At 37.7% G+C, this 23,739-nt stretch carries 17 protein-coding genes; 7 read left to right on the top strand and 10 right to left on the bottom strand.

All coding sequences use genetic code 11. From position 1 onward, the window contains the following. Positions 1–27 precede the first annotated feature (27 nt). From MUB18_RS15150 to MUB18_RS15140, 3 genes are all read right to left on the bottom strand, one after another. Positions 28–4,587 carry an efflux RND transporter permease subunit gene (locus tag MUB18_RS15150; RefSeq protein ID WP_248753686.1) on the bottom strand — a complete coding sequence of 1,520 codons (4,560 nt, stop codon included), beginning with the start codon at positions 4,585–4,587 and terminating at the stop codon, positions 28–30. 20 nt (positions 4,588–4,607) lie between these two features. Next, positions 4,608–5,717, bottom strand: coding sequence for an efflux RND transporter periplasmic adaptor subunit (locus tag MUB18_RS15145; protein WP_045752553.1), 1,110 nt, complete (start codon positions 5,715–5,717; stop codon positions 4,608–4,610). A gap of 109 nt (positions 5,718–5,826) precedes the next feature. Then, positions 5,827–6,204 (bottom strand): hypothetical protein, encoded by a 378-nt coding sequence (locus MUB18_RS15140; RefSeq protein WP_045752554.1) that lies wholly within the window; start codon positions 6,202–6,204, stop codon positions 5,827–5,829. Positions 6,205–7,128: 924 nt separating this feature from the next. Between MUB18_RS15140 and MUB18_RS15135 the strand changes: the two genes are divergently transcribed. Beyond that, positions 7,129–7,659: a YceI family protein gene (locus MUB18_RS15135; RefSeq protein WP_094772136.1), complete on the top strand. Its 531-nt coding sequence runs from the start codon at positions 7,129–7,131 to the stop codon at positions 7,657–7,659. Between the two features lie 40 nt (positions 7,660–7,699). After that, entirely contained in the window at positions 7,700–8,032 is a 333-nt protein-coding gene (locus MUB18_RS15130; protein WP_248753685.1) for a HopJ type III effector protein, read from the top strand. 90 nt (positions 8,033–8,122) lie between these two features. Here the strand turns inward: MUB18_RS15130 and MUB18_RS15125 are convergent, their stop codons facing one another. From MUB18_RS15125 to MUB18_RS15115, 3 genes are all read right to left on the bottom strand, one after another. After that, positions 8,123–9,358: an efflux RND transporter periplasmic adaptor subunit gene (locus MUB18_RS15125; protein ID WP_248753684.1), complete on the bottom strand. Its 1,236-nt coding sequence runs from the start codon at positions 9,356–9,358 to the stop codon at positions 8,123–8,125. 5 nt (positions 9,359–9,363) lie between these two features. Beyond that, complete coding sequence (locus MUB18_RS15120) at positions 9,364–13,686, bottom strand: CusA/CzcA family heavy metal efflux RND transporter (RefSeq protein ID WP_248753683.1); 4,323 nt, start codon at positions 13,684–13,686, stop codon at positions 9,364–9,366. Positions 13,687–13,777: 91 nt separating this feature from the next. Beyond that, positions 13,778–14,092: a DUF6660 family protein gene (locus MUB18_RS15115; protein WP_248753682.1), complete on the bottom strand. Its 315-nt coding sequence runs from the start codon at positions 14,090–14,092 to the stop codon at positions 13,778–13,780. Positions 14,093–14,261: 169 nt separating this feature from the next. Here MUB18_RS15115 and gdhA point away from each other — a divergent pair, with 169 nt between their 5' ends. Both gdhA and MUB18_RS15105 read left to right on the top strand, forming a co-directional pair. Continuing rightward, positions 14,262–15,593, top strand: a complete 1,332-nt coding sequence (gene gdhA, locus MUB18_RS15110; RefSeq protein ID WP_045752559.1) for an NADP-specific glutamate dehydrogenase — start codon at positions 14,262–14,264, stop codon at positions 15,591–15,593. Between the two features lie 83 nt (positions 15,594–15,676). After that, complete coding sequence (locus MUB18_RS15105) at positions 15,677–15,925, top strand: hypothetical protein (protein ID WP_248753681.1); 249 nt, start codon at positions 15,677–15,679, stop codon at positions 15,923–15,925. Between the two features lie 272 nt (positions 15,926–16,197). On the opposite strand, the gene coaD is transcribed toward MUB18_RS15105, so the two are convergent. The 3 genes from coaD to MUB18_RS15090 are packed head-to-tail and all read right to left on the bottom strand — an operon-like array spanning position 16,198 to position 18,002. Beyond that, positions 16,198–16,677 carry a pantetheine-phosphate adenylyltransferase gene (coaD, locus tag MUB18_RS15100; RefSeq protein ID WP_094772140.1) on the bottom strand — a complete coding sequence of 160 codons (480 nt, stop codon included), beginning with the start codon at positions 16,675–16,677 and terminating at the stop codon, positions 16,198–16,200. Positions 16,678–16,680: 3 nt separating this feature from the next. Further along, positions 16,681–17,214 carry a 16S rRNA (guanine(966)-N(2))-methyltransferase RsmD gene (gene rsmD / locus MUB18_RS15095; RefSeq protein WP_094772141.1) on the bottom strand — a complete coding sequence of 178 codons (534 nt, stop codon included), beginning with the start codon at positions 17,212–17,214 and terminating at the stop codon, positions 16,681–16,683. Then, positions 17,205–18,002, bottom strand: coding sequence for a DUF3822 family protein (locus MUB18_RS15090; protein WP_248753680.1), 798 nt, complete (start codon positions 18,000–18,002; stop codon positions 17,205–17,207). Before MUB18_RS15090 ends, rsmD begins: the two co-directional genes overlap by 10 nt. A gap of 93 nt (positions 18,003–18,095) precedes the next feature. Here MUB18_RS15090 and MUB18_RS15085 point away from each other — a divergent pair, with 93 nt between their 5' ends. The 3 genes from MUB18_RS15085 to MUB18_RS15075 all read left to right on the top strand — a co-directional run bounded on the left by MUB18_RS15085 (position 18,096) and on the right by MUB18_RS15075 (position 22,645). After that, positions 18,096–19,514 (top strand): ATP-dependent RecD-like DNA helicase, encoded by a 1,419-nt coding sequence (locus MUB18_RS15085; protein WP_248755934.1) that lies wholly within the window; start codon positions 18,096–18,098, stop codon positions 19,512–19,514. Positions 19,515–19,603: 89 nt separating this feature from the next. Then, complete coding sequence (locus MUB18_RS15080; protein WP_248753679.1) at positions 19,604–22,090, top strand: S9 family peptidase; 2,487 nt, start codon at positions 19,604–19,606, stop codon at positions 22,088–22,090. A gap of 3 nt (positions 22,091–22,093) precedes the next feature. Beyond that, entirely contained in the window at positions 22,094–22,645 is a 552-nt protein-coding gene (locus MUB18_RS15075) for a hypothetical protein (RefSeq protein WP_248753678.1), read from the top strand. A 71-nt stretch (positions 22,646–22,716) separates the two neighbouring features. On the opposite strand, the gene ruvB is transcribed toward MUB18_RS15075, so the two are convergent. Beyond that, entirely contained in the window at positions 22,717–23,739 is a 1,023-nt protein-coding gene (ruvB, locus tag MUB18_RS15070) for a Holliday junction branch migration DNA helicase RuvB (protein WP_045752566.1), read from the bottom strand.

The raw sequence follows: 23,739 nt of genomic DNA, 5'->3' as shown, positions 1-23,739 counted from the left end.
CAACCCTCTTTTTATACATTTTACTTTTTATTGCCAACCTCCACCTAAGGCTTTGTAAAGAACCAATTGATTTAAGATTTTTTCTTCGAGAATGTTGACTTGCTCTATCTGAGCAGCTAGGGATTCTCTCTGACTGGTAATAATCTCTAAATAATTGATACGTCCTGCCAAAAATAGATCATGTGCAGAATCTACAGAAGATTCTAGTGCGACCACTTGTTCATTTTTATGTTGAAAACGATCAATAATATGGTCTTCGGTCAATAGCGCATTGGAAACTTCATTGTAAGCTTGCAGCACGATCTTTTCATAGTTGAGGAAAGCAATTCCGTAGTTTCCCTTATATTGCTCGTACTGTGTTTTCAATTCTCTTTGATTGAAAATGGGTGCTGTAATACCTCCAAATAATCCATAAGTGGCAGATTTATTGATATCTATCAATTTGTCAAAACTAAAGGAATTGAGTCCGATAAATGGAGACAATACTACTGCGGGGAGAAATGCCGCTTTTGCCGCATGCACTTCGTGCATCGCAGATATCATCTGATGCGATGCTTCACGGATGTCGGGCCTTAGAGCAAGCATCAATGCGGGATCTCCCGAAGCTAACTTATCAAATAAATGCACTTCCTCCAGTTTGATAGCGGTACGTTCAATTGGTTTATTGACTCTGCCAATTAGAAAATTGATATGATTTTCGAGTATGCTGATTTCCTGTTTTGTCTTGGCACGATCGGATTTTGAATTGGCAAGAATGGCTTTAAACTGCTGAACGGCTAACGCTGTGGCACGTCCTGCTTCTTTCTGAACTTCAATGATGGCTAAGGCTTTTTCCTGTAACTTGAGATTCTTTTCAAAAACAGCCAATTGATTATCCAAACTGATCAGCTGATAATAAGCAGAACCAATATTGGATACTAGCTCTGTGGCAATTAATTGTTTTGCTTCGAGCTGTGCTAGGTAATTTTCATAAGAAGATTGTCTCAGGTTTTTTAATTTTCCCCAAACATCGATTTCCCATGAACTGCGCAGTCCAACAAAATAGTCTGGAATAGCAGGCGATGGTATCTTTTCGTCTGATTTGAGGTTTTCGGAAAAATTACTATCGTAATTACCTATTCCTTCCTCAGTATAGAAACCATATTTTGTCAATCCAGCGCCTACCTCTGCATTTACTTTGGGAAATAAGGCTGCTTTTTTCTGTCTAAAACTTGCTTGAGCGATTTCAATACGCTTGATTGCCATCTGTAAATCGTAATTGTACACTAATGCTGAATCGATCAGTGCAATCAGCTTTTTGTCTTCAAATACTTTTCTCCAAGGAATCTGACCAATAGAGGTGTCTGTTTTACTTGTTGTGGGCGAAAATTTTTCTGGCAGTACCGTAGATTGCAGGGCTGTCAGATTTTTTGGAACGGAGCAGCTGGATACCAATAGTAAAACTAGAACGATAGAAGCGATGGTACCTGCTTTTTTCTGATTCACCTTTTTAGGTTTTTTGGAACAAAGGACATATAATGCTGGAATAATCAATACCCCTATAATGGTACCAATCAACATACCACCGACAGAGGCTGTACCTATTGTTCGATTTCCGATTGCACTTGCACCAGATGAGAACATTAAGGGAATTAAACCAGCGACGAAAGCAAACGAGGTCATTAAAATCGGTCTTAAACGGGCGATGGCTCCATCGATAGCAGCCTGTACAATAGACATGCCTTGCTTGTTTTTAAGTACTGCGTATTCGACAATCAAAATAGCATTTTTCCCTAAAAGACCGATTAACATGACGAGTGCGACCTGCGCATAGATGTTGTTTTCTAGACCTAATAATTTTAAGAATAGGAAGGCTCCAAACATTCCTGCTGGAATACATAATATAACGGGCAGGGGCAGAAAGAAGCTCTCGTACTGAGCGGCTAATAATAGATAAACAAACAATAACACTAAGGCAAAGATATAAATCGTCTGGTCGCCGGAAGCGATTTGCTCTTTGGTCATACCCGACCATTCGATACTATACCCCTGTGGTAGTGTTTTCGCTATTTCTTGTATTGTTTCTATTGCTTGTCCTGTACTGAACCCTGCCGCTGGCTGACCATTGATCATAGCACTTGTAAACATATTATAACGTGTAATCTGCTCTGGACCAAATACACGTTTCATCGTCATAAATGCTGAATATGGCACCATTTCGCCATTGTCGGTTTTGACAAAAAGATTCAGTACATCTTCAGGTTGCTTTCGATAATGTGCATCTGCTTGAACCATTACTTTATACATCTGGCCATAGCGAATGAAATTGGTGGCGTAGAAACTACCCATTAAGGTTTGCAATGTATTCATTGCATTATCGACTGATATGCCCTTCTTGGCTGCCAAATCATAGTCTATTTCTAGCATATATTGGGGGAAATTAACGTCAAATCCCGAAGAAACGCTCTCAATAGACTCGCTGGCATTGAGCTTATTCATAAAATCTTCAAGTACGACAGCAGTTTTATTTAAATCCTCGGTTCCTGTTTTGTCCAGTAAGCGAACTTCAAAACCTGCAGCATTACCAAATCCGGGAACGGTAGGCGGAGGGAAGAACTCAATTTGGGCATCGGCGATATGTGCTGTTTTTTCTTTGAGCTCATTCATCACATCATCGACCGTCTGTGAGCGGTCTTCCCACGATTTTAAGTTGATCATCCCCATGCCGTATGATGATCCGGACACCTCGGTTAAGATGCTATAGCCTGCTAGTGTGGAAACGGTTTCAACAGATTCTAAACTTCTGGAGATCCGGTCGACTTCATCCAATGCTTTTTCAGTACGGTCTACAGTAGCCCCAGGAGGAGTGGTTACACTGACATAGACCATTCCCTGATCTTCTGTTGGGATAAACCCGGATGGTAAGATCGCACTGGTTCCCCAAGTCGCTATAAAAGATAGGACCAATACCAGGACTGTAAGTCCTCTACGGCTAACGGTTTTGGATAGAAACCCACGGTATTTGCCTGCTAATTTATCGTATGCACTATTGAATTTTTTAAAGAATCGCGTCATCCAGTTATTTTTCTCTTTCTGATCGTGTGGATTCTTTAACATCAGCGCACATAATGCAGGTGTCAATGTCAATGCATTGATACCAGAAATGATAATGGCAGAGGCTAATGTGAGAGAGAATTGTCTATAAAAAATACCGACCGGTCCATCTAGGAAGGCTACAGGTATAAATACAGCTGACATAACCAGCGTAATCGCTATCACGGCTGTACCGACTTCTTTCATTGCAGCAAGGGTAGCTTCCATCGGTGGCAGATTTTCTTCCTCCATCTTTGCAAATACGGCCTCGACGACTACAATACCATTGTCGATCACAATACCAATAGCGAGTACGAGTGCAAATAAGGTCAATAGATTGATCGAGAATCCGAGCATCTGCATGCAAAATAGGGATCCGATCAAACTGACTGGAACAGCTAATATCGGAATTAATGTCGCTCTAAAATTCTGTAGGAAAATAAATACAACAATAAATACCAATAAAAATGCCTCCAACAATGTTTTGATCACACTGGAAATCGATGCATCTAAAAATCGGGAGACGTCATAGCCCATGGTATACTTCATCCCAGCAGGAAAAGTCGCTTTTTGCAGTTCGGCCATGCGATCTTTGACACGTTTAATTACATCTTGAGCATTGGAACCTGGTAATTGTTTCAGCATGATGGACGCTGATGGTCTACCGTCGGTTTTTGAAACCATTTCGTAATCTAAAGAGCCAAATTCAATTTCGGCAACATCTTTTATGCGGATAATGGTTCCATCTGAATTGGCACGAATGGGTACATTGGCATATTCTTCAGGTTCTGAAAATTTGCCAGGATAACGGAGCACATATTGCTGCATATTGACCATTTTATCGGAGCTGATACCGGTCTGCCCTGGAGCTGCTTCAATATTTTGTTTTCGCAAGGAGGCAATCAACTCATCGGTTGATATATTGTAAGCAGCCAATCGATCTGGCTTGACCCAAACACGCATCGCATAATCGCGCATGCCCATGATTTGAGCAAAACCGACACCTTCAATGCGCTTTAGCTCTTTGAGCACATTGATATCGGTGAAGTTGTAAATAAAACGCTCATCTGCAGTTTCATCTTCGGTATAAAGATTTAAATACATCAACATACTATTTACTTCCTTCTCTGTTGTTACTCCGGCGCGGGTTACTTCTTCTGGAAGTTCATCAAGTACAGTGGTGACGCGATTTTGCACATTCACTGCCGCAATATCGGGATCGATACCCACTTTAAATACCACCTGAATCAGCGTCGTACCATTATTGGTCGATACTGTATTCATAGAGGTCATACCTGCAACACCGTTTATAGCACGCTCCAATGGAATCGCAACAGCATTGGTACTGACTTCAGCATTGGCACCTGTATAGTTTGCTGTGACAACCACAGAAGGAGGAACAATATCTGGAAACTGGGTAACAGGTAATGTAAATAAGGCCAATAATCCCAATAAGGTTATAAATAATGATATAACCAACGATAGGATAGGTCTTTTTATATAAACATCAAACATAATTTTTATTCAAGAACGTGTTACAATTTAACTGGGACAACTTCTACCTTCATACCGTCCTTTAATGATTGGACCCCTTCGTATACAATCTGATCTTGATCTGATAAACCTGCATTGACGATGTAGTAATGGCCTACGCGCTGACCTGCTTCAAATGATTTCATTGAAACGGTTTTATCTTTATTCAAGATGTAGACGTAAGTTTTATCTTGAATTTCAAAGACAGACTTTTGGTGAACAAATTTTGTGTCTCCAGTTTGAATCGGCACAGATATTTTTCCAGATGCTCCATGCTTAAGCATTCCTTGTGGATTGACAAATTTTGCACGTAATGAAATGGATCCCGTATTTTTTTCGAATTCACTTTCTACAATTGTCGCTTTTCCAGAATAAGGATAGGTATTGCCATCGGCAAGGATCAATTTTACATCCTTATTGAAAGAATTGTGGTTAAATGAGGAATCTGAAACGATACGGAGGTATTCATTTTCAGAGATATCAAAATAGACATTCACTTCGTTCATCGAAGACACGGTAGTCAATAAGGAGCCTTGTTCTAAGAGTGATCCTTCTTTTAGTGGTATACGATCGATCTTACCGTCAAAAGGAGCACGTACTAATGTATAATCGAGCTGTGTCTTCGCTTGCTGCATCATTGATCTCGCTTCTTCAACCTTTGACTCAGCAGCTGTATATTGCAATTTGAGCAATTCAACTTCTGTTTTACTCACTATATTTTTAGCAGCAAGGTCTTTGGTACGTTCTAATTCTAGCATCACTTTTTTAACATCAGTCAAAGCAGTATTAAAATTAGCCTTCGCGCGCGCATAATCTGCTTTGTACATGTCATCGCTCAATCTGAACAGCACTTGTCCTTTTTTGACAGATGCACCTTCATCAACATATATATGTTCTAAAAAACCACTCAATCGAGATCGAAGTTCAATATTTTTGACCGATTGTATATCAGCGATATAATCTTTGTAAATTGTTGTATCCATCACGACTAGATTGGAAACGGGCACTTTTTTTGGAGCTGTACTAACTTGCTTATCGTTGCTTTTGGCTGTACAAGCAGATAAAATCGCAAGGCATGACAGTGCATACCAAGACATGGAACGTGTTTTCATATAAAAAATAAAATGTTGACAAATAGAAGTAACCAATACAAGGTATTGATTTTTAGAGTGTTAGATTATAAAAATCTAACTTAAAATTAAAAAATAGGGCAGGAGTGGATTAGAATAAACTGTATCGGTATAAATACTGATAATAACCTGATAAGCAGGCATTTTTTTTACTATAAAGGGGATGCTTTTTCTGTTTTAAAATGGATAAAGCAGAATAAACGATACCGAGAACAAAAATAAAAATGGATAAAATCTGGGGGTTGAAATTAAAAATGCGGTAATCGTCAAATTGAACCTCAGCATCTTTTTCGGGAATTTCAATTGGAATATCGAGCACATCGTCTAGCACAAATTCTAGTAATGAATCGCCCATAAAATATTGTGTGGGAATATTTGTCGCATGCGCATTAGGATTGACCCCAGCTTGATAAAAAAGCAAGTTCAAGTAACTGAATAACGCCAAGAAATAAAATATTCTAGTCCACATAAAAAACAAATATAGAAAATCAAATAACTAAGGTGGAACATCTACATAAATATTACAAAAGAAAAACATACGATTGACATTTAATAATAGATGCGTTTTTAATAAAATTCCTAATCGCTGAGATTTCAATAAAAAAAATCGCGTGAGTCTTACTCCGAATAATCAAAATCTCAGCTTAGGGTTTTAAATGAAAAATCAATGAATTTCACTAGAAAATAAATAACTGAAAAGAGCTGATGAAATATGTGTTCATTTAAAATTGACCATCGATTTAAAGATTCTTGTAGAAGGACTGTATAATTTGAGTCCATGTTAATTGACATAAGGATATATAACCTTTGGAAAAAATGATAATGATGCATTGTCGCAGTTAGATGTTTGGTGTAAGTCCATACAGGTAACAAAGCTTGCCAAGTAAACTTTTGTAATCATAAGATTGCACGGTATGAGACTACAGCTAGCTGGTAGCGAATTATATAATCAGGTTGTGCATATAAAATAGTCATTGTAGGCATCACTGTAAATGAGGATTTTAACAAGTCGTATAATTTATATTATGTTAAATAGAAAATAAATACCATCACCTTCCATTATTCAACTGGGATTATTTATTTAATGAAATACATTTTCACTAACACCCATTTTAGCTCTTATATCCGATTATTTTTTACTGGCAACGCATGCACTATTCTTACATAATCTAGTGGATTGGGACGCTTGTAATTGTGTTTATTTTAATCCTTAATCCTGCTTTAACCAATCTTCTTCAATCTGAAAATAAATGTGGATAAATCATCATTTTATTCTGTTTAGATGACTCTATTACAATTTTTTTTACTCAAGAATGAAACTGTATACTGTTGACTATCATGATATTATTTCTTAAATTTACCTAACAATGTATCTTATAAAAGTGTAAATCATATGAAAAAAACAAAATGGCTTATAGACTCAGCCCATTCCTCGGTACAGTTTCGCATCACTTATCTGGTAATTGCTTCTATTAGAGGTAGTTTTAATACTTTTCATGGTTTTGCTGAATGGAATGATAATTTTGAAAATGCTGCTATAGAATTTACTATTGATGCTAATAGTATTAATACAAATGTCGAAGAAAGAGATAAACATCTGAAAAGTGCCGATTTTTTTGACACAGAATTGTATCCTACGATATCGTTTAGATCAACTACTTTTAAAAAAATTAATGATGAAATTTTTAGGCTTGAGGGTCTTTTGACTATGCATGGTCATACCAAGTTGGTAGAATTGAAGGTGGATTATAATGGTCAGATCGTGGATCAATATGGTATGGAAAGAATTTCTTTTGATGTAACTGGTAAAGTGAGTCGTTGGGAATTTGATATGAAGTATAATTCTGTTTTAGAGGCTAATAGTCTATTGATTGATGAAGACATTGATATATCAATTCATTTGTTACTGCATAAAGAACAATAAATTTATTATTTTGCGTCAGTAAATTAAATATTTTATAAAAATGGCACACGAACTTTTGGCAAGTCTTGCGAACAAAGAAATTGTATTTTCTGATGTTTTAGCTTATATAGCAGCTCGTTATGAGCACTCTCCTACTGCATTTACTAATGGAGATCAAGTTAACGAGGAGACCGAAAATCAAGGTAGTGCAAAGATCTTGGCTTTTGCCAGCTTGAATAATTTGGATAAAGAGCAGACACTCGCTCTATTTGCTGAGCATTATGAAGCTGTTTTAAACGATCCTGAAGGTGATAATCATCAAAATATACGCCAGTTTATGTTGAATGGCTGGGATGGTGTATCGTTCAGCGGCGTTGCATTGACGCTAAAATAGTATAATAATAGAGAAGCCATTAAGATAATTAATGGCTTCTCTATTTATTTCATAATGCTTTCCTCGGAAATGATATCTGGATACCGTGCATTAATGAGAATGTTCTCCTGAATTTGTCATTTTGGCCAATAAGAAAAATGCTCCTTTTTGAACAATCTTGGTCTGCTCATCTAGCTCTTTTATTGGCGTTATAGCTGTGAAACCACGTGATGACACGCCTTTAACTATAGCTACTCTTTCATATTCATGTCCGTCCTTACCGTGATCATGTCCTTCATGACTCTCCTCTTTAGTAGTGGTAGTCGCATTTTTTTCCTGTTCAGCATGCTCCTCTTTTAAGATGAATATGTAGTCTTTGCCTTCTGTGCTAACGATGCAATCTGTGGGTACGGCTAGAGACTTGTCGTCGCCGATGACTACTGTTCCCTGTACTTGCATCCCATTGATAAGGCCTTCTTTGTTACCCAAGACCTGCGCGTGAACGGCGATCGCATTTGTTTCTTTTTCAAATGCCTGTCCCAATTGATCGATCTGTGCTTCATAAGAAATATGGGCATTATTAACAGGTGAAAATAGAATTTTTTGTCCCTTTTTGACTTTTGAAAAATCCTTTTCATAGACGTACATGTCGACATGCAAAGCTTCATTGTTGACAATTTCTAGAATTGGCGATGAAGCTTCTATGCGGGTTCCGATCAATCCTTGTATGGACGCAACCACTCCTGAGATTGGTGCTTTGATGGTAATCTGGGATGAAATTTGTAAAGAACCTCCTCCGGCTGACAATTGTCTGGATAAGCTGTTTTTCTGCGCTTTTAAATTGGCAAGCTCCACCTCGACTTGTTGGAGTTTTTTTAGAGGTGCAGCATTGCCTTCTACCAATTCCTGTTGACGAATCAGTTCTAGTTGTGTCAACGAGATCTGATTGTTAATCAATTGCAGCTGTTCTTGCATTTTAATCAAATCGGGATTGAGTACCTTACCTAGTACCTGTCCTTTTTTAACAAAATCTCCTGGTCGCGCGTAAAGTTCTTCCAACACTCCACCGTACACGGATGTCACATATGCTTTTTTATCGTTAGGGACATCAAGTACGCCGTTTAATACAAGACCATTGCTTAATATTTGGTAGGATAAGGTGGTGTAGCTGATTCCGACCTGCTTTTCCTGCGCTGCTGTCAGCATTAGCGCCTCTTCTTCTTCGTGATCATGCCCTTGATGTTCTTCTGTTACTTCTTTGTGTTCTGAAGAATTTGTTTGACAAGAAGCTACAAGAATGCTGCCCGCAAAAAATAAACTATATCGAATTAAAAAATGTAGTTTCATAATTATTAATTTGAATGGTAATATTGATACTGAATCACACTTTGATTATACGCATTCAAAGCTGTTAGGTAATTTATCTTGATATCAATGGACTGTGAAAAGAATTGAATAAGATCTGCATAACTGATTTCGCCGCTCTGGTAGGCTAAATTGGCGGCTTTCATGATGGCTTCGGATTGTTTCAATCCGGATTGTTCATAAAACTGCAGTTGTTTTTCATTTTTGGTGATTTCTTTTTTTGCATTGCTTTTTTGCGCTGTAAGATTCATCTTTAACTGTTCCAGCTCTTGTTTCTCTATTGCCGTTTCCAGTTCGGCTACTTTGATTTTGTTTTGATAATATTGATTTGAAAACATAGGTACATTCATCGTTAGTGAAATTCCCGTCACAGGATTACGCTGCCCCCAGAGTCTTTGGGAGAATGCTCTTCCAGAAAAATCCGGCAATTTTGACTGCGCTTCCATTTTTGTGTTGGCTTCAGCTATTTCTATTGATTTTTGCTGTATTTTAATTAAGGGATGCTCTCCTATTGAATCCGGATGTTGAGAAGTTTTAATTTTTTGCAAAGACTCTTTTACAGGGAGAATAACGGAATTGTCATTTAATAAAACGCTAAAATTTTGCGCTGCAATAGCCAAATCTTGCTCATTTTGCAACATAGTGGTCTTATTTTCCTGCCATTTCGTTTCGGCTGCCATTTGCTCCAATCCTGCCGCCTCCCCTGTTTTTACACGTAGCTTTGCTGATTCATATAATTTTTGATGGGTGCTATCGAGTTGCGAAAAGAATAATTGCCGCGCTTCTAGATAGACCAACTGATAGTAATTTAGAGATACATCGCGGATCAATTGCTTTCGAGCATCTTCACGCTGTTCTGATACCATTTGACTGGTTTTCCTTAGAAGCTCTTTTCTTGCCTTGTAGAAACCTGGCCAAGCAAAATCCTGACTAAGTCCAACTTTCCATAGTCCATTTGGCTCTAATGGTGAAAAATCTTCATTTTCAATAAATATGCCTGTTTTCCTATCAAAAGATCTTTGTTGATCAAGCTGTGATTTTTCAAGCTCCAGTGCTGTATTTTTAAAATTGAGGTTGGCATTTAGGGCTTGTGTGATTGCTTCCTCTAATTGTATCCGCTTTATATTGCTCTGTGCAAAGATTATGTTTGGAAACGATAGGAATAGTATGACCAATGACGTGATGATTGTTGATTTTCCGATTTTCATTTTTTTGCTATTAAAAAATAACACATATAGACATGGTAATATAAATAATGTTAAAAATGTTGCAGATAGTAATCCGCCTATCACGACTGTTGCAAGTGGCTTCTGTACTTCGGCACCGGCTCCAGTACTTAAAGCCATTGGCAAAAAACCTAAAGATGCAACCGTAGCTGTCATCAATACAGGTCTTAGTCGAATTTTGGTTCCTTCCCACACGCGTTGAAATACATTGGTCATTCCTTCTTTTTCCAATTGATTGAATGTAGAAATCAATACAATGCCATTTAATACTGCTACTCCAAATAGGGCAATAAACCCAACACCTGCAGAAATACTAAAGGGCATATCTCGAATCAAAAGTGCAAAGATGCCACCAATGGCACTCATTGGTATTGCTGTAAAAATTAATAAAGACTCTTTGAGCGACCGAAATGTAAGATAAAGCAATATGAAAATAAGTAACAAAGCTCCTGGAACGGCTAGTGCCAATCTTTTTGTGGCGGCATTGAGGTTTTCAAACGTTCCTCCGAAGGTATAATAATACCCTGCGGGCATGACATCCATGCTGGTTAGCTTTTCTTGGATCTCATTGACCACGGAGGTTACATCACGATCTTTTATATTAAACCCGATGACAACTAATCTTTTTCCAGATTCCCTACTGATCTGCGCAGGGCCATCCTTCATGGTAATGGTTGCAAGCTGACTTAAGGGAACCTGATCACCGTCTCCTGTCAAAATTGGCAGATTCTCTACATCTGCCATAGATGTCTTAAAGGAGCTATCTAAGCGAACAACTAGATCAAACTTGCGCTCGTTTTCATATATTGATCCTGTACTTGTCCCTGCAAAAGACATGGCGATCACTTTGTTTAATTCATTGACCGTGACATCATGTAAGGCAAGCTGTGTCCGATTGTAGATGATGGATATCTGCGGGAGCCCTGTCGTGCGTTCGATCTGCGGAGCCGAAGCGCCATTGACACTTTGCACTACTTGTCCTACGCGACTTGCGATAGTTGCTAAACTATCAATATTTTCTCCGAATATTTTAATCGCCACATCTTGTCGGACTCCAGTCATCAATTCATTAAAACGCATTTGAATGGGTTGAGAAGCTTCAAAGAATACACCTGGAATCACTGAAAGTGAATCCAACATCCGGTCTGCTAACCCGGTATAAGTATCTCCTGATTTCCACTCGGACATGGGTTTTAATGTAATGATCATGTCGGTCGCCTCTGGAGGCATTGGATCTGTCGGGATCTCGGCACTACCGGTCTTACCGACCACAATTTTGACTTCTGGAAATTTTTTAATGATCTTAGCGGCCTGCATGGAAGTTTCTATGCTTTGAGAAAGCGAGGATCCCTGTGGTAAGATACAGTGAAATGCGTAATCTCCTTCCTGAAGTTGAGGGATAAATTCACTGCCCATCTTGCTGAATAGAAATCCTGAGAAAGCCAATAGTGCCAAGGTCAATATTAATAATGTTTTTCTAATACTGACGGCTTTTTGCACCAGTGGTGTATACCATAATTGCAGTTTAGCCATCATTTTGTCGGCGAATGTAATCTGGTGCTGAGGTTTTTTAGATAAAAATAATGCACTCATCATTGGGATATAGGTCAATGACAAGACTAAGGCTCCTATAATGGCAAAACTCACTGTCTGTGCCATCGGTCCAAACATTTTACCTTCTACACCTACTAGTGTTAATATGGGAATGTAAACAATCAGGATAATGATTTCACCAAAAGCCGCACTATTTCTAATTTTTGAAGATGACTGATATACTTCTTCATCCATCTCCACTTGGCTCAGTACATGTTTTGTCTTTCTCAGTCCTAAATGATGCATAGTGGCTTCCACAACAATCAATGCTCCATCGACGATAAGTCCAAAATCTATGGCTCCTAGACTCATTAAATTGGCGCTTACTCCAAATAAACGCATCATACCTAGTGCGAAGAGCATGGACAATGGTATAGCAGAGGCAACAATCAGTCCTGCTCGTAGATTACCTAAAAAGATGACTAAAACAAAAATAACGATCAGTGCACCTTCAATCAAATTTTTCTCGACTGTACCGATGGCACGATTGACTAAATCTGTACGGTCAGAAAAAGCTTCTACTACGATATCTTTTGGTAGTGATTGCTTGATTCGCTCTAGCTTTTCCTTGACAGCAGCCACCACTTCGGCTGAATTCTCGCCTTTGAGCATCATAACGATACCGCCTACAGCTTCTTTTTCACCATTGTAAGTAAGTGCACCGTAGCGCACGGCCGAGCCCTCACGCACTTCTGCTACATCTCTAATATAGATGGGGAAACCATTTTTATTTTTTATAGCAACATTGCCAATATCTTCCATGGATGTCAAAAGTCCGATGCCGCGGATAAAATATGCGCTTGGCTTTTTGTCAATATAGGCTCCTCCGGTATTTTGATTATTCTGTTCTAATGCGGAAAAGATCTCGTTGATCCCGACTCCTGTTACTTTTAGTTTGTATGGATTGACAGCGACTTCGTATTGTTTGAGCTTTCCTCCGAAACTATTTACTTCGGCTACCCCAGGGGTTCCATAGAGCTGCCTGGCGATGATCCAGTCTTGTATCGTCCGTAAATCTGCTGCGGAGTATTTGGACTCTGCCCCCTTTGCCGGATGGATGACGTATTGATAGATCTCGCCTAATCCTGTACTAATAGGTGCTAACTCTGGACTTCCGAGACCGTCTGGAATATTTTCCTTTGCTTCTTGCAGTTTTTCACTGATCAATTGGCGAGCGAAATAAATATTGACATCGTCGTCAAAAACTGCGGTGACGACAGATAACCCAAATCGTGATATGGAACGTAGTTCCACGAGATCAGGAAAGTTTGTTAGTTTTTGTTCGATCGGATAAGTGACAAACTGCTCCACCTCTTGGGTGGCTAATGCAGGTGAGCTGGTTATGATCTGTACTTGATTATTCGTTATATCTGGATTGGCATCTATAGGAATATGAAAGGCACTCCATATCCCCCAGATGATCCATATCAAAGTAAAGAGTCCAATAATAATTTTATTACGGATACTGAACTTGATGATTGCGTTCAACATAATATTCTACTTAAAAATAGCGATACAAAAATACTCATTGAAAATATGAGTGAATGAAATTTAGTCTGTTAAGACTTTAAGAAAACGAGTGTTAACCGAGTTGAGGCGGATGCCAGATGCTGGAGTAATCAAAAGAATAAAAAATGCTTTCGTACGCAATTTCATCTTTTGACTGCAATAATACGGTGACAAAGGAAAAGATAGTATTGTCTGCTATGTTTAAAACTGTAGAGCAGCATGCGCATATGCAGAATGGGGAACAATAATCCACATGTTCTTCTTCACTATGATGGATATCTTTGGACTGTGTCGTGTGTACGAAAGAAGATTCTTGTACATGATCTGCACAAGGTACCATCGTCAATGCGATGAAATATAAGCTTAATATATAGACAAATATCTTCAAGTACTGGATTTAAATATAGTACAAAAATAATAAATTAATTAAGAACGCAAAATTAATGGCTCCTTTTTAATTTTTACATGTAACGGTTATGTTTTATAAAAAAAATGTAATGAAATATGTTTAATTTTTATATATTAGCAATTCAAAAGGGAAAAATTTACTATAATACATGTCAAATACTTTTAACGAATTCATCAATTACGTTGAGAAACGCAATCCAAATGAACCAGAATTTCTACAAGCTGTACAAGAAGTTACAGAGGATTTAATTCCATTTATTTCTGAAAGTCATCCAGAATTACTTAAACTGAAGATTTTAGAAAGATTAGTTGAGCCAGAGCGTGTTATATCATTTCGTGTGGCTTGGTTAAACGATAAAAACGAAGTTGAGATCAATAGAGGTTACCGTGTTCAGATGAGCAGTGCTATCGGTCCATATAAAGGTGGATTACGATTTGCGCCATCGGTAAACCTGAGTATCTTGAAATTTTTGGCTTTCGAACAAGTGTTTAAAAATAGCTTGACGGGCTTACCTATAGGTGGCGGTAAAGGTGGCGCTGATTTTAATCCTAAAGGAAAATCGGATGCTGAAATTATGCGTTTCTGCCAGAGCTTTATGACTGAGCTGTTCAGACATATTGGTCCAGATACAGATGTGCCTGCTGGTGATATCGGTGTTGGTACACGTGAAATTGGTTATTTATTTGGACAGTACAAAAGATTGCAAAATGCATTTACGGGTGTGTTAACCGGTAAAGGCAGTGCGTGGGGTGGCTCCTATACGAGACCGGAGGCCACGGGTTACGGCTTGCTTTACTTTGTTGAATGCATCTATGACTTCAACAATCAAGATTTAAAAGATAAAGTAGTGGCGATATCTGGAGCGGGTAATGTAGCGTATTATGCTGCTGAAAAATCGATACACCTAGGTGCAAAAGTAATTACCTTATCCAATAGTCAGGGTACGCTTTATGATGAAGATGGAATAACTTCTGAAAAATTGGCATATATCGGAACTATCGGACGTGATTTGGATCAATACATCATCAAATATCCGAACGCAAAATATTTTACGGATAAAAAACCATGGGAATTTAAATGCGATATCGCGCTCCCATGTGCTACTCAAAATGAATTGACAAAAGAAGATGCACTTACCTTAGTTGCCAATGGCTGTCAATGTATTGCTGAAGGTGCAAATATGCCTTCTACAGCTGAGGCCATTAAAATTTTCCATGACTCCAAAATTAGTTTTGCACCAGGAAAGGCTGCAAATGCAGGTGGTGTAGCTGTTTCTGGTTTAGAGATGTCGCAAAACTCAATTCGTCAACAATGGACGAAAGAAGAAGTTGATTGCAAATTAAAAGATATTATGGTCAATATTCATAAGACTTGCGTCAAATATGGACATGATAAAGATTATATCAACTACCTAAAAGGAGCCAATATTGGTGGCTTTTTGAAAGTAGCTAGAGCAATGACTGAACAAGGGATTGTCTAATTTTACGTTTTATTTTTCCATATAACGGTTAATCCTTCAACAGGATTAGCCGTTTTTTTATTTACTTTGTAAAAATTAGTAACATGAGAATATTAGCAGAATTACCACATCCAGATTGTAAGATATCTATATTTGGTATGAACCAAAAGTTCATCATCAAATTTGAGCAGGGAACCTTAGAACAATCTTATAAGATTGCAGAAACAGATATTGTAGGGGGAGTTAATGGTGTCTTCGAATTGCTTGACGATGCCTTCATTACAGAAGTACTTCAACACTTCAATGGCATGCGCAGCTCTTTCCTGAATGCCTTTGAGAGATATGATTCTTAACTTAATGATAACACGACATTTATCTTATTGTCAATTGATTAGAATTCAATAAAGCTTGAAACAAAATATTATTTGGCACTTTTGGGGCGCTTGTAGACCATCTAGAGACCAAGCCTATATTTAAACCATAGGTAAAGCTCGTAAAGTGCTGTAAAACAAAAAACTATATACAATGACAAAATATAATTTGGTGTATGATTATTTTTGTTTTAAGATAAAAAAGGGTATCCAAAATTTGGATACCCTTTTTCAGTATTTTGATATAAGATTGATTACAATGAATCTTTATTTCTTAAAAAATCATTGATGACGGCAGGCACCATATTGACAATTGAACCCTTATTTTTCCAGACATCTCGAACGATCGTGGAAGAGATATGAGCGAGTCCACTCCTGCTCATTAAAAAGTATGTTTCGATGTGTGGAGCTAATATTAAGTTGTTTTGTGCGATACTGTTTTCAAATTCAAAATCTGCAGTATTTCGCAGTCCTCTCAGTAAAAAGTTGGCTCCAACTCTATGGCAGAAATTGATGGTCAACCCTTCAAAAGAAACAACTTCAATGGTTGACCTATCTTTAAAAACTGCTTGTATGGTTGCCAGCTTATCTGCTGCAGTCAACAATCCCTGTTTAGCACTATTGACACCAATTGCAATATAAATTTTATCGAAGAGAGGTACAGCGCGTTCCACAAGGTCTTGATGTGCTAATGTAAATGGATCAAATGATCCCGGAAAAACAGCAATTTTCATAACTTAACACGTATAAAATGAGAATGATGAATACCCATACTTTCTTTTTTCGACAAAATTTGGATGTGGATCCATTTCTCTAGTTGATGGATGTTCAATAATTAATAAACCACCCTTATTGAGAAGCTCATTTTCCAATATCAGATGTGCTAGCTGAGGTAATTTTGGAATATCGTATGGAGGATCTGCAAAAATAAAGTCAAACTTGTGCTTTGCGGTTTGGATATACTTAAAGACATCAGCTTTTTTAGCTTTTATACTTGAAATATTCATCTTTTTTGCCGTTTCGGCAATGTATTGTACACATTTGAAGTGTAAATCGATTGATTCTACAGCATGTGCATACCGAGACGCGAGTTCAAAACTAATATTACCGGTACCAGCAAATAAATCAAGACAAGTTAACTCGTCAAAATCTAGACGGTTTTGTAAGATATTAAACAGTGCTTCCTTTGCGATATCCGTCGTTGGTCTTACGGGTAAGTTTGTGGGTGGATTAAGACGTATACCACCATATTGTCCTCCTATTATTCGCATAGTATCGCGTCAAATAATGTGTTATAATTTTTTAAATTAATGTCGTCGCTCTCATGATTAATATGAACCTTACTTTTTGATGATAAGTAGGCTACATTATCAGAATATCTTTCTAAACATTTCATATAACTGTCGTTTGGTATATCTCCAGATATCAATACTTTAGATACTTTTTCAGACAAAGAAAACTGTTGTAAAATATTTAGAATATAGTAATTTAGGTCTTCAGCAAAATAAACGTCAAAAGAATTGTATAAGATGAATTGTCCGTTTTGAAATACATACAGGTCTACCAAATGGTCAGATACAAAATGCACACCAAGGACCGATCCTCTAATGGGTACCAGATCTTGGGCCTGATCAAGTATAATACAAAATTCAGGAAAGATTTGAGCATCTGGAAATAAAGCTTTCCATCTGTTGTATAAAATCAAGTCGTATTCAAATACTGCTACAATACCTAGATTTTTCATCTCATAGGTGTGTATATGGTTGGGTACATGCTCTACGAGATAGGGTGCATAGTCACTTAAGCGATCCTCTTGAAAAACTTCTTTTGGAATAAAGGTTAAACTTTGGTGCGGTATTACCACTTTGACAAATCGAAAGGGTAAGCTCAAAATTTGAGTGGCTTCCAATTTTGGATTTTCAGCATCATATTCCAGTAAGAGATTCAGGTTTAACTCCTTATCGGTTACTGTAATAACGTCTTTGCTAAAACCTGCTTTTGCCGATAAGGTATATTCTGGCAAAAAATGGATATTGAAGTCCTCAGAGATATAATTCATATGTATGCTTTCCAAATTCAATTTTTAAATTGTACAACCTAACAAAATTAACTTTTCTAAACGATAAGACAAACCTTTTAGATAACTTTGATGGTGCTTATTAAAGATTTATTAATCCAACGCTTTCCTTGGACAGCAACTCCACAGCAAAATTCTGTGTTTGAATTGTTAGCTCAATTTTTGAGTTCCTTTCACACGCAAGATTGTTTTGTCTTAAAAGGCTATGCGGGTACAGGTAAGACCACCATCATCTCCTCTTTGGTCAAAACATTGCCTTACATTAAGAAAAAGGCAGTTTTACTAGCTCCTACAGGACGTGCCGCCAAAGTAATGAGTTTCTATTCCGGTAGACCTGCCCTTACTATCCATAAAAAAATATACCGTAAGAAAAATGCGATTTCTTTTCAACTTGATTTTACATTAGCTGAAAACTTGCATGAAGACACGTTGTTTATTATTGATGAATCGTCAATGATCTCAAATGAAAGCGTTAATATGTTTTCAAAAAGTTTACTCGACGACCTGGTTAGATACGTACGTAGCGGTAAGCATTGTTCAATTATGTTTGTGGGCGATACGGCTCAGCTACCACCAGTAGGACTATGGGAAAGTCCCGCTCTCAATCCAGCTTACCTCGAAAATGAATTCTATTTTCATCCTTACACGTTCGAGTTGACCGACGTCGTACGACAACAAAAGGATTCGGGTATTTTATTCAATGCGACAAAGATCAGGCAAGAAATAAACTTGGAAGAACTGGAGGGCACTTACCCTTTTCCAAAGTTTATAACAAATGGATTTAAAGATATTTATCGCATGACAGGCGAACGTTTAATTGAAGGTATTAATTACGCTTATGATAAGTTTGGGATTGAAAATACGATGATAATCTGCCGTTCCAATAGGTCAGCCAATTTGTATAATCAACATATCCGCAATCAAATTTTATTTCGCGATGAAGAGATCACGGGAGGTGATCATATTATGGTGGTCCGTAACAATTATTTCTGGCTACAAGATAATGGTGTCGAGAATGGTTTTATTGCAAATGGTGATATGGCTAAAATAAGAAAGGTGAGCAATGTCCACGAACAGCATGGTTTTCGGTTTGCGGATATCACCATTGAATTTATGGATACCCAACATCAAGAGCCTATCACTTGTCGTGTTATCTTGGATAGTTTATATACCGATAGTCCTAATCTTCCATATGAAGATCAAAAAAAGCTATATGAGGCGGTAGCTCTCGATTATGAAGATATATTTCTGAAGCAAGATCGCCTAGAAGCTATCAAGAAGGATCCATACTATAATGCGTTGCAAATTAAATTTGCCTTTGCTATTACCTGTCACAAAGCACAAGGTGGCCAATGGCCTGCTGTTTTTGTAGATCAAGGCTATTTGACGGATGAAATGTTGACAACAGAATTTTTAAGATGGCTTTATACGGGCATAACAAGGGCCACAGAAGAGCTATTTTTAGTAAATTTTAATGAAAAATTCTTTTCTTAAGGGTCATTAACTAAAATTTTACAAGACTTACTTCTTTCTTATGCGATTACTTAATACTTTTGAGTTTATTATACATATAAAACTAAAGAATGAATAAAATTTACTTATTCTTAAGCCTGTTGCTACTATCTTTTTATGCAACAGCACAAGAATCAACCCCTCCTCCTAAAGCAAATTATCAATTGGCGGCTAAATTTTCGCCTGAGAAGCTTAAGAAAATGATCTTCTCGACAACAATTAAACCCAATTGGATTAATTTTACCGATCGATTTTGGTATGATTTTACTACTCCTCAGGGTAAAAACTGGTATTTAGTAGATCCTGCTACCAATAAAAAGGAAGTCCTTTTTGATAATGAAAAGCTAGCTGCCCAAATTACCAAAATCGTAAAAAACCCATTTGACGCACAGCATCTTACTCTTCAAAATCTAAAGTTTACAAAAGATGAAAAGAAAATTAGATTTGAAGTTGCAAGTACCAAAGATACCGTGAAATCTAAAGAAGAGATTGAAAAGTTGAAAGTAAAGACGGATACGTTAAAAAAGAAAATCTTCTTCTTGGAATACGATCTGGCTACACAAAAAGTTAGGGAGCTAAGTGATAAAACAAAAGAGAAACAAGCATTATCTTGGGCTACCTTCTCTCCTGACACCAATACGATTTATTTTGCAAAGGATTTCAATCTATTCTGGATGGATCGCGCCAATTATGAAAAAGCTGTTAAAAATGAAAAAGACAGTACGATCATAGAACATCAAATCACAAAGGATGGGGTTCAATATTATGCCTGGGCTGGTGACGAATACAGCACCACAACAGGTGATGATAAAAAGGACGACGATATTGTTAAACGTAAACGTGTATGGATGAACTGGTCTCCTGATGGAAAACACTTCGTGATTACGCGTAAAGACAATAGAAGCCTAAATCCCCTATGGGTTATCAATAATGTAGGCAGTAAACGTCCGACTTTGGAGACTTATAAATATCAGATGCCCGGTGAGACGGATTCTACGGAGACGCAGTTATTTGTTTTTAACGCTTCTGATAAATCGTACAAACAAATAAAAATTGGAGCTTTTAAAAATCAGACTTTAAGTAATTGGTCAAAAAATGTTGACAAAAATAGCTATAAAGGTGATTACTTTATCAACTACTGGTTAGGAACAAATGATGCTTTTTATCTTGCTCGATCTAGTCGCGACTTAAAACGTATCGACTTGGTTAAAGTAAATATAGATGGTTCAACTCAAGTATTGGTAGAGGAAAGATCCAACGTTTATCAAGATATCAAAAAACCATTATTGATCAATAATGGTACAGAGTTTATCCACTGGTCACAACGCGATGGATGGGGTCATTTTTATCTATACGATAGCCAAGGCAACCTGAAACAACAAGTGACCAGTGGTTCTTTCAATTGTGAAGAGATTACGGGATCTGATATGGCGGCAAGGACCTTGTACTTTACGGCAAATGGTAAAGACCAAAATGAAGACCCCTATTATTTGCATCATTATAGTGTAGGGTTTAATGGAGCAAATCTGAAATTATTAAATCCAGGTAACTTTGATCACCAAGTTGATGTCAGTGAAAGTTCTCGTTATTTTGTGAATAATTTTTCTAGGGTAAATAGCATTCCTGAAATCGCATTGTATCAAAGCAATGGAAAAAAAATAATGACCTTAGAGAAGGCCGATCTCTCCTTACTATTTGCTGCTGGATATAAATTTCCACAACCTTTTAAAGTTAAAGCTGGCGATGGTATCACAGACCTATATGGCGTGATGTATAAGCCATTTGATTTTGATAGCACAAAAACGTATCCAATCGTAGAATACATCTATCCAGGGCCACAAACGGAGGCTGTCAATCAATCATTTGGCAGAAGTATGGACAGGATCGACCGATTAGCTCAATTTGGTATGATTGTCATCACTGTTGGTAACCGTGGTGGACATCCAGCAAGATCAAAATGGTACCATACGTTTGGTTATGGAAACTTAAGAGATTATGGACTGGAGGATAAAAAGGCTGCAGCCGAACAATTGGCCGATCGTTACAAATTTATCGACATCAACCGTGTCGGTATCACGGGACACTCTGGTGGAGGTTTTATGTCCACAGCAGCCATGCTGGTATATCCTGACTTTTTTAAAGTAGCCGTTTCTGGTGCTGGAAACCATGAAAATAACATTTATAACAGATGGTGGAGCGAAAGACATCATGGGGTTACAGAAAAAGTTAGTACCAAAGGGGATACGACTTTTACTTATCAGATCGATAAAAATACTGATTTAGCAAAAAATTTGAAAGGTAAGTTATTAATCGCAACTGGCGATATTGACAATAACGTTCACCCCGCCAATTCAATTCGAATGGTCAACGCATTGATCAAAGCCAATAAGCGATTCGACTTCTTATTATTGCCTGGTCAACGTCACGGATTTGGTGATATGACGGAATATTTCTTCTGGAAAATGGGCGATTACTTTTCCGAGTACCTGATCGGTGATTCAAAAATCAAAGAGGTCAATATGATGGAAATAAATAGAGAAATACCATTGAGTAGATAATCAATGATAACAAAACAAAAATTAGAAATTTTTTCCGCTATCTATACGCAGTATCAGGTAGCGGATTTTTCTTTGAATATATTACAAGGACTTTCTTTGATCGACTTATTGGAGCTATCGATGTATCAGGAAGATAAGCAACTTGCTTTTCGGAGTGCTTGGATATTTGAAACGATTGTACTGAAAGACAAAAAGCTGTTAGACAAAAACATCTCTACCCTGCTTATCCAAAACTTAAGTACCCTGAATAACTGGAGTTGTGCTAGAAGCTATACTAAAGTTCTCATGCACCTCACTTCCCCTAAAGCGACAGCTATCCAATTGGATGATGTGGAATATGACATTATAATCCATGTGTCTTTCAGCTGGTTAATTGACCCTTCCTGCCCTATTGCTGTACTTACAAATTGCATGGATATTTTAGATCAACTGCGCGTCAGATATCCTTGGATAAAAGAGGAGCTGTACACACAAGTCGAATACTTACTTCGCATAAATCCTACTCCAGCTATAAAAAGCCGGAGTTTAAAGATTTTAAAAAAGCATAAAAAATAGTGCTGATATGCACATTTCGATCACGATATTGCTTGATCATATCCAACCTATATCATGACAAAGGAGAGATTTTAAAAAAGCGTATTTCCCTTATGGGCATATGCTCTACCGAGATGTCTAAAAGCGGCTTCTGTACATTCACGCCCTCTTGATGTACGCATGAGATAACCCTCTTGAATCAAGAAAGGTTCATACACCTCTTCAATAGTTCCCTCGTCTTCACCGACTGCGGTGGCAATTGTTTTTAAACCGACAGGTCCACCTTTAAATTTGTCGATAATGGTACTTAAAATGCGATTATCCATTTCATCTAAGCCATTTTCATCCACATTTAATGCATTCAATGCATATTTGGCAATTTCCCGTTCAATAGAGCCTGTCCCTTTGATCTGGGCAAAATCTCGTGTTCTTCTTAAAAGGGCATTGGCGATACGTGGTGTTCCCCTACTTCTACGTGCTATTTCATAAGCACCCTCATCGCTGATTGGTGTTTTAAGTATATCTGCAGACCTCAATACAATAGTGGTCAATAGTTTGACGTCATAATATTGTAGGCGTGCATTGATCCCAAAACGCGCTCGTAAAGGAGATGTTAATAGTCCTGACCGTGTCGTTGCTCCAATTAATGTGAATGGATTTAGTGATATTTGTACTGAACGCGCATTAGGTCCAGTTTCTAGCATGATATCGATCTTAAAGTCTTCCATAGCCGAATACAGGTATTCTTCCACAATTGGACTTAAACGATGGATCTCATCAATAAATAGCACGTCACCTTCTTCAAGATTGGTCAATAGACCGGCCAAATCTCCTGGTTTGTCCAGCACAGGCCCTGAGGTGATCTTGATGCCTACTCCCATCTCATTGGCTATGATATTGGAGAGCGTCGTTTTACCTAGACCTGGAGGGCCATGAAGTAAAACATGGTCCAAGGACTCGCCTCTCAATTTAGCGGCCTTAACGAAAATATTAAGATTCTCTAAAATTTTCTCCTGCCCAGTGAAATCTTCAAATACTTGCGGACGCAATACACGTTCGATATCCCGATCCGTATGATTTAAATTCTCCGCATTCGGATCTAAGTGCTCATTCAT

Source organism: Sphingobacterium sp. PCS056, assembly GCF_023273895.1.
GTDB lineage: Bacteria > Bacteroidota > Bacteroidia > Sphingobacteriales > Sphingobacteriaceae > Sphingobacterium.
Note: the sequence above shows the minus strand (reverse complement) of the source record. Positions and strands in the feature narration are given on the sequence as shown.

Bases quoted from the DNA above. Each gene is read 5' to 3' on its own strand.
- MUB18_RS15120 (WP_248753683.1), bottom strand. From the start codon at position 13,686: ATGTTGAACGCAATCATCAAGTTCAGTATCCGTAATAAAATTATTATT.
- MUB18_RS15080 (WP_248753679.1), top strand. From the start codon at position 19,604: ATGAATAAAATTTACTTATTCTTAAGCCTGTTGCTACTATCTTTTTAT.
- MUB18_RS15090 (WP_248753680.1), bottom strand. From the start codon at position 18,002: ATGAATTATATCTCTGAGGACTTCAATATCCATTTTTTGCCAGAATAT.
- MUB18_RS15105 (WP_248753681.1), top strand. From the start codon at position 15,677: ATGAGAATATTAGCAGAATTACCACATCCAGATTGTAAGATATCTATA.
- ruvB (WP_045752566.1), bottom strand. From the start codon at position 23,739: ATGAATGAGCACTTAGATCCGAATGCGGAGAATTTAAATCATACGGAT.
- MUB18_RS15130 (WP_248753685.1), top strand. From the start codon at position 7,700: ATGGCACACGAACTTTTGGCAAGTCTTGCGAACAAAGAAATTGTATTT.
- MUB18_RS15125 (WP_248753684.1), bottom strand. From the start codon at position 9,358: ATGAAACTACATTTTTTAATTCGATATAGTTTATTTTTTGCGGGCAGC.
- MUB18_RS15150 (WP_248753686.1), bottom strand. From the start codon at position 4,587: ATGTTTGATGTTTATATAAAAAGACCTATCCTATCGTTGGTTATATCA.
- gdhA (WP_045752559.1), top strand. From the start codon at position 14,262: ATGTCAAATACTTTTAACGAATTCATCAATTACGTTGAGAAACGCAAT.
- MUB18_RS15075 (WP_248753678.1), top strand. From the start codon at position 22,094: ATGATAACAAAACAAAAATTAGAAATTTTTTCCGCTATCTATACGCAG.
- MUB18_RS15145 (WP_045752553.1), bottom strand. From the start codon at position 5,717: ATGAAAACACGTTCCATGTCTTGGTATGCACTGTCATGCCTTGCGATT.
- coaD (WP_094772140.1), bottom strand. From the start codon at position 16,677: ATGAAAATTGCTGTTTTTCCGGGATCATTTGATCCATTTACATTAGCA.
- MUB18_RS15140 (WP_045752554.1), bottom strand. From the start codon at position 6,204: ATGTGGACTAGAATATTTTATTTCTTGGCGTTATTCAGTTACTTGAAC.
- MUB18_RS15135 (WP_094772136.1), top strand. From the start codon at position 7,129: ATGAAAAAAACAAAATGGCTTATAGACTCAGCCCATTCCTCGGTACAG.
- rsmD (WP_094772141.1), bottom strand. From the start codon at position 17,214: ATGCGAATAATAGGAGGACAATATGGTGGTATACGTCTTAATCCACCC.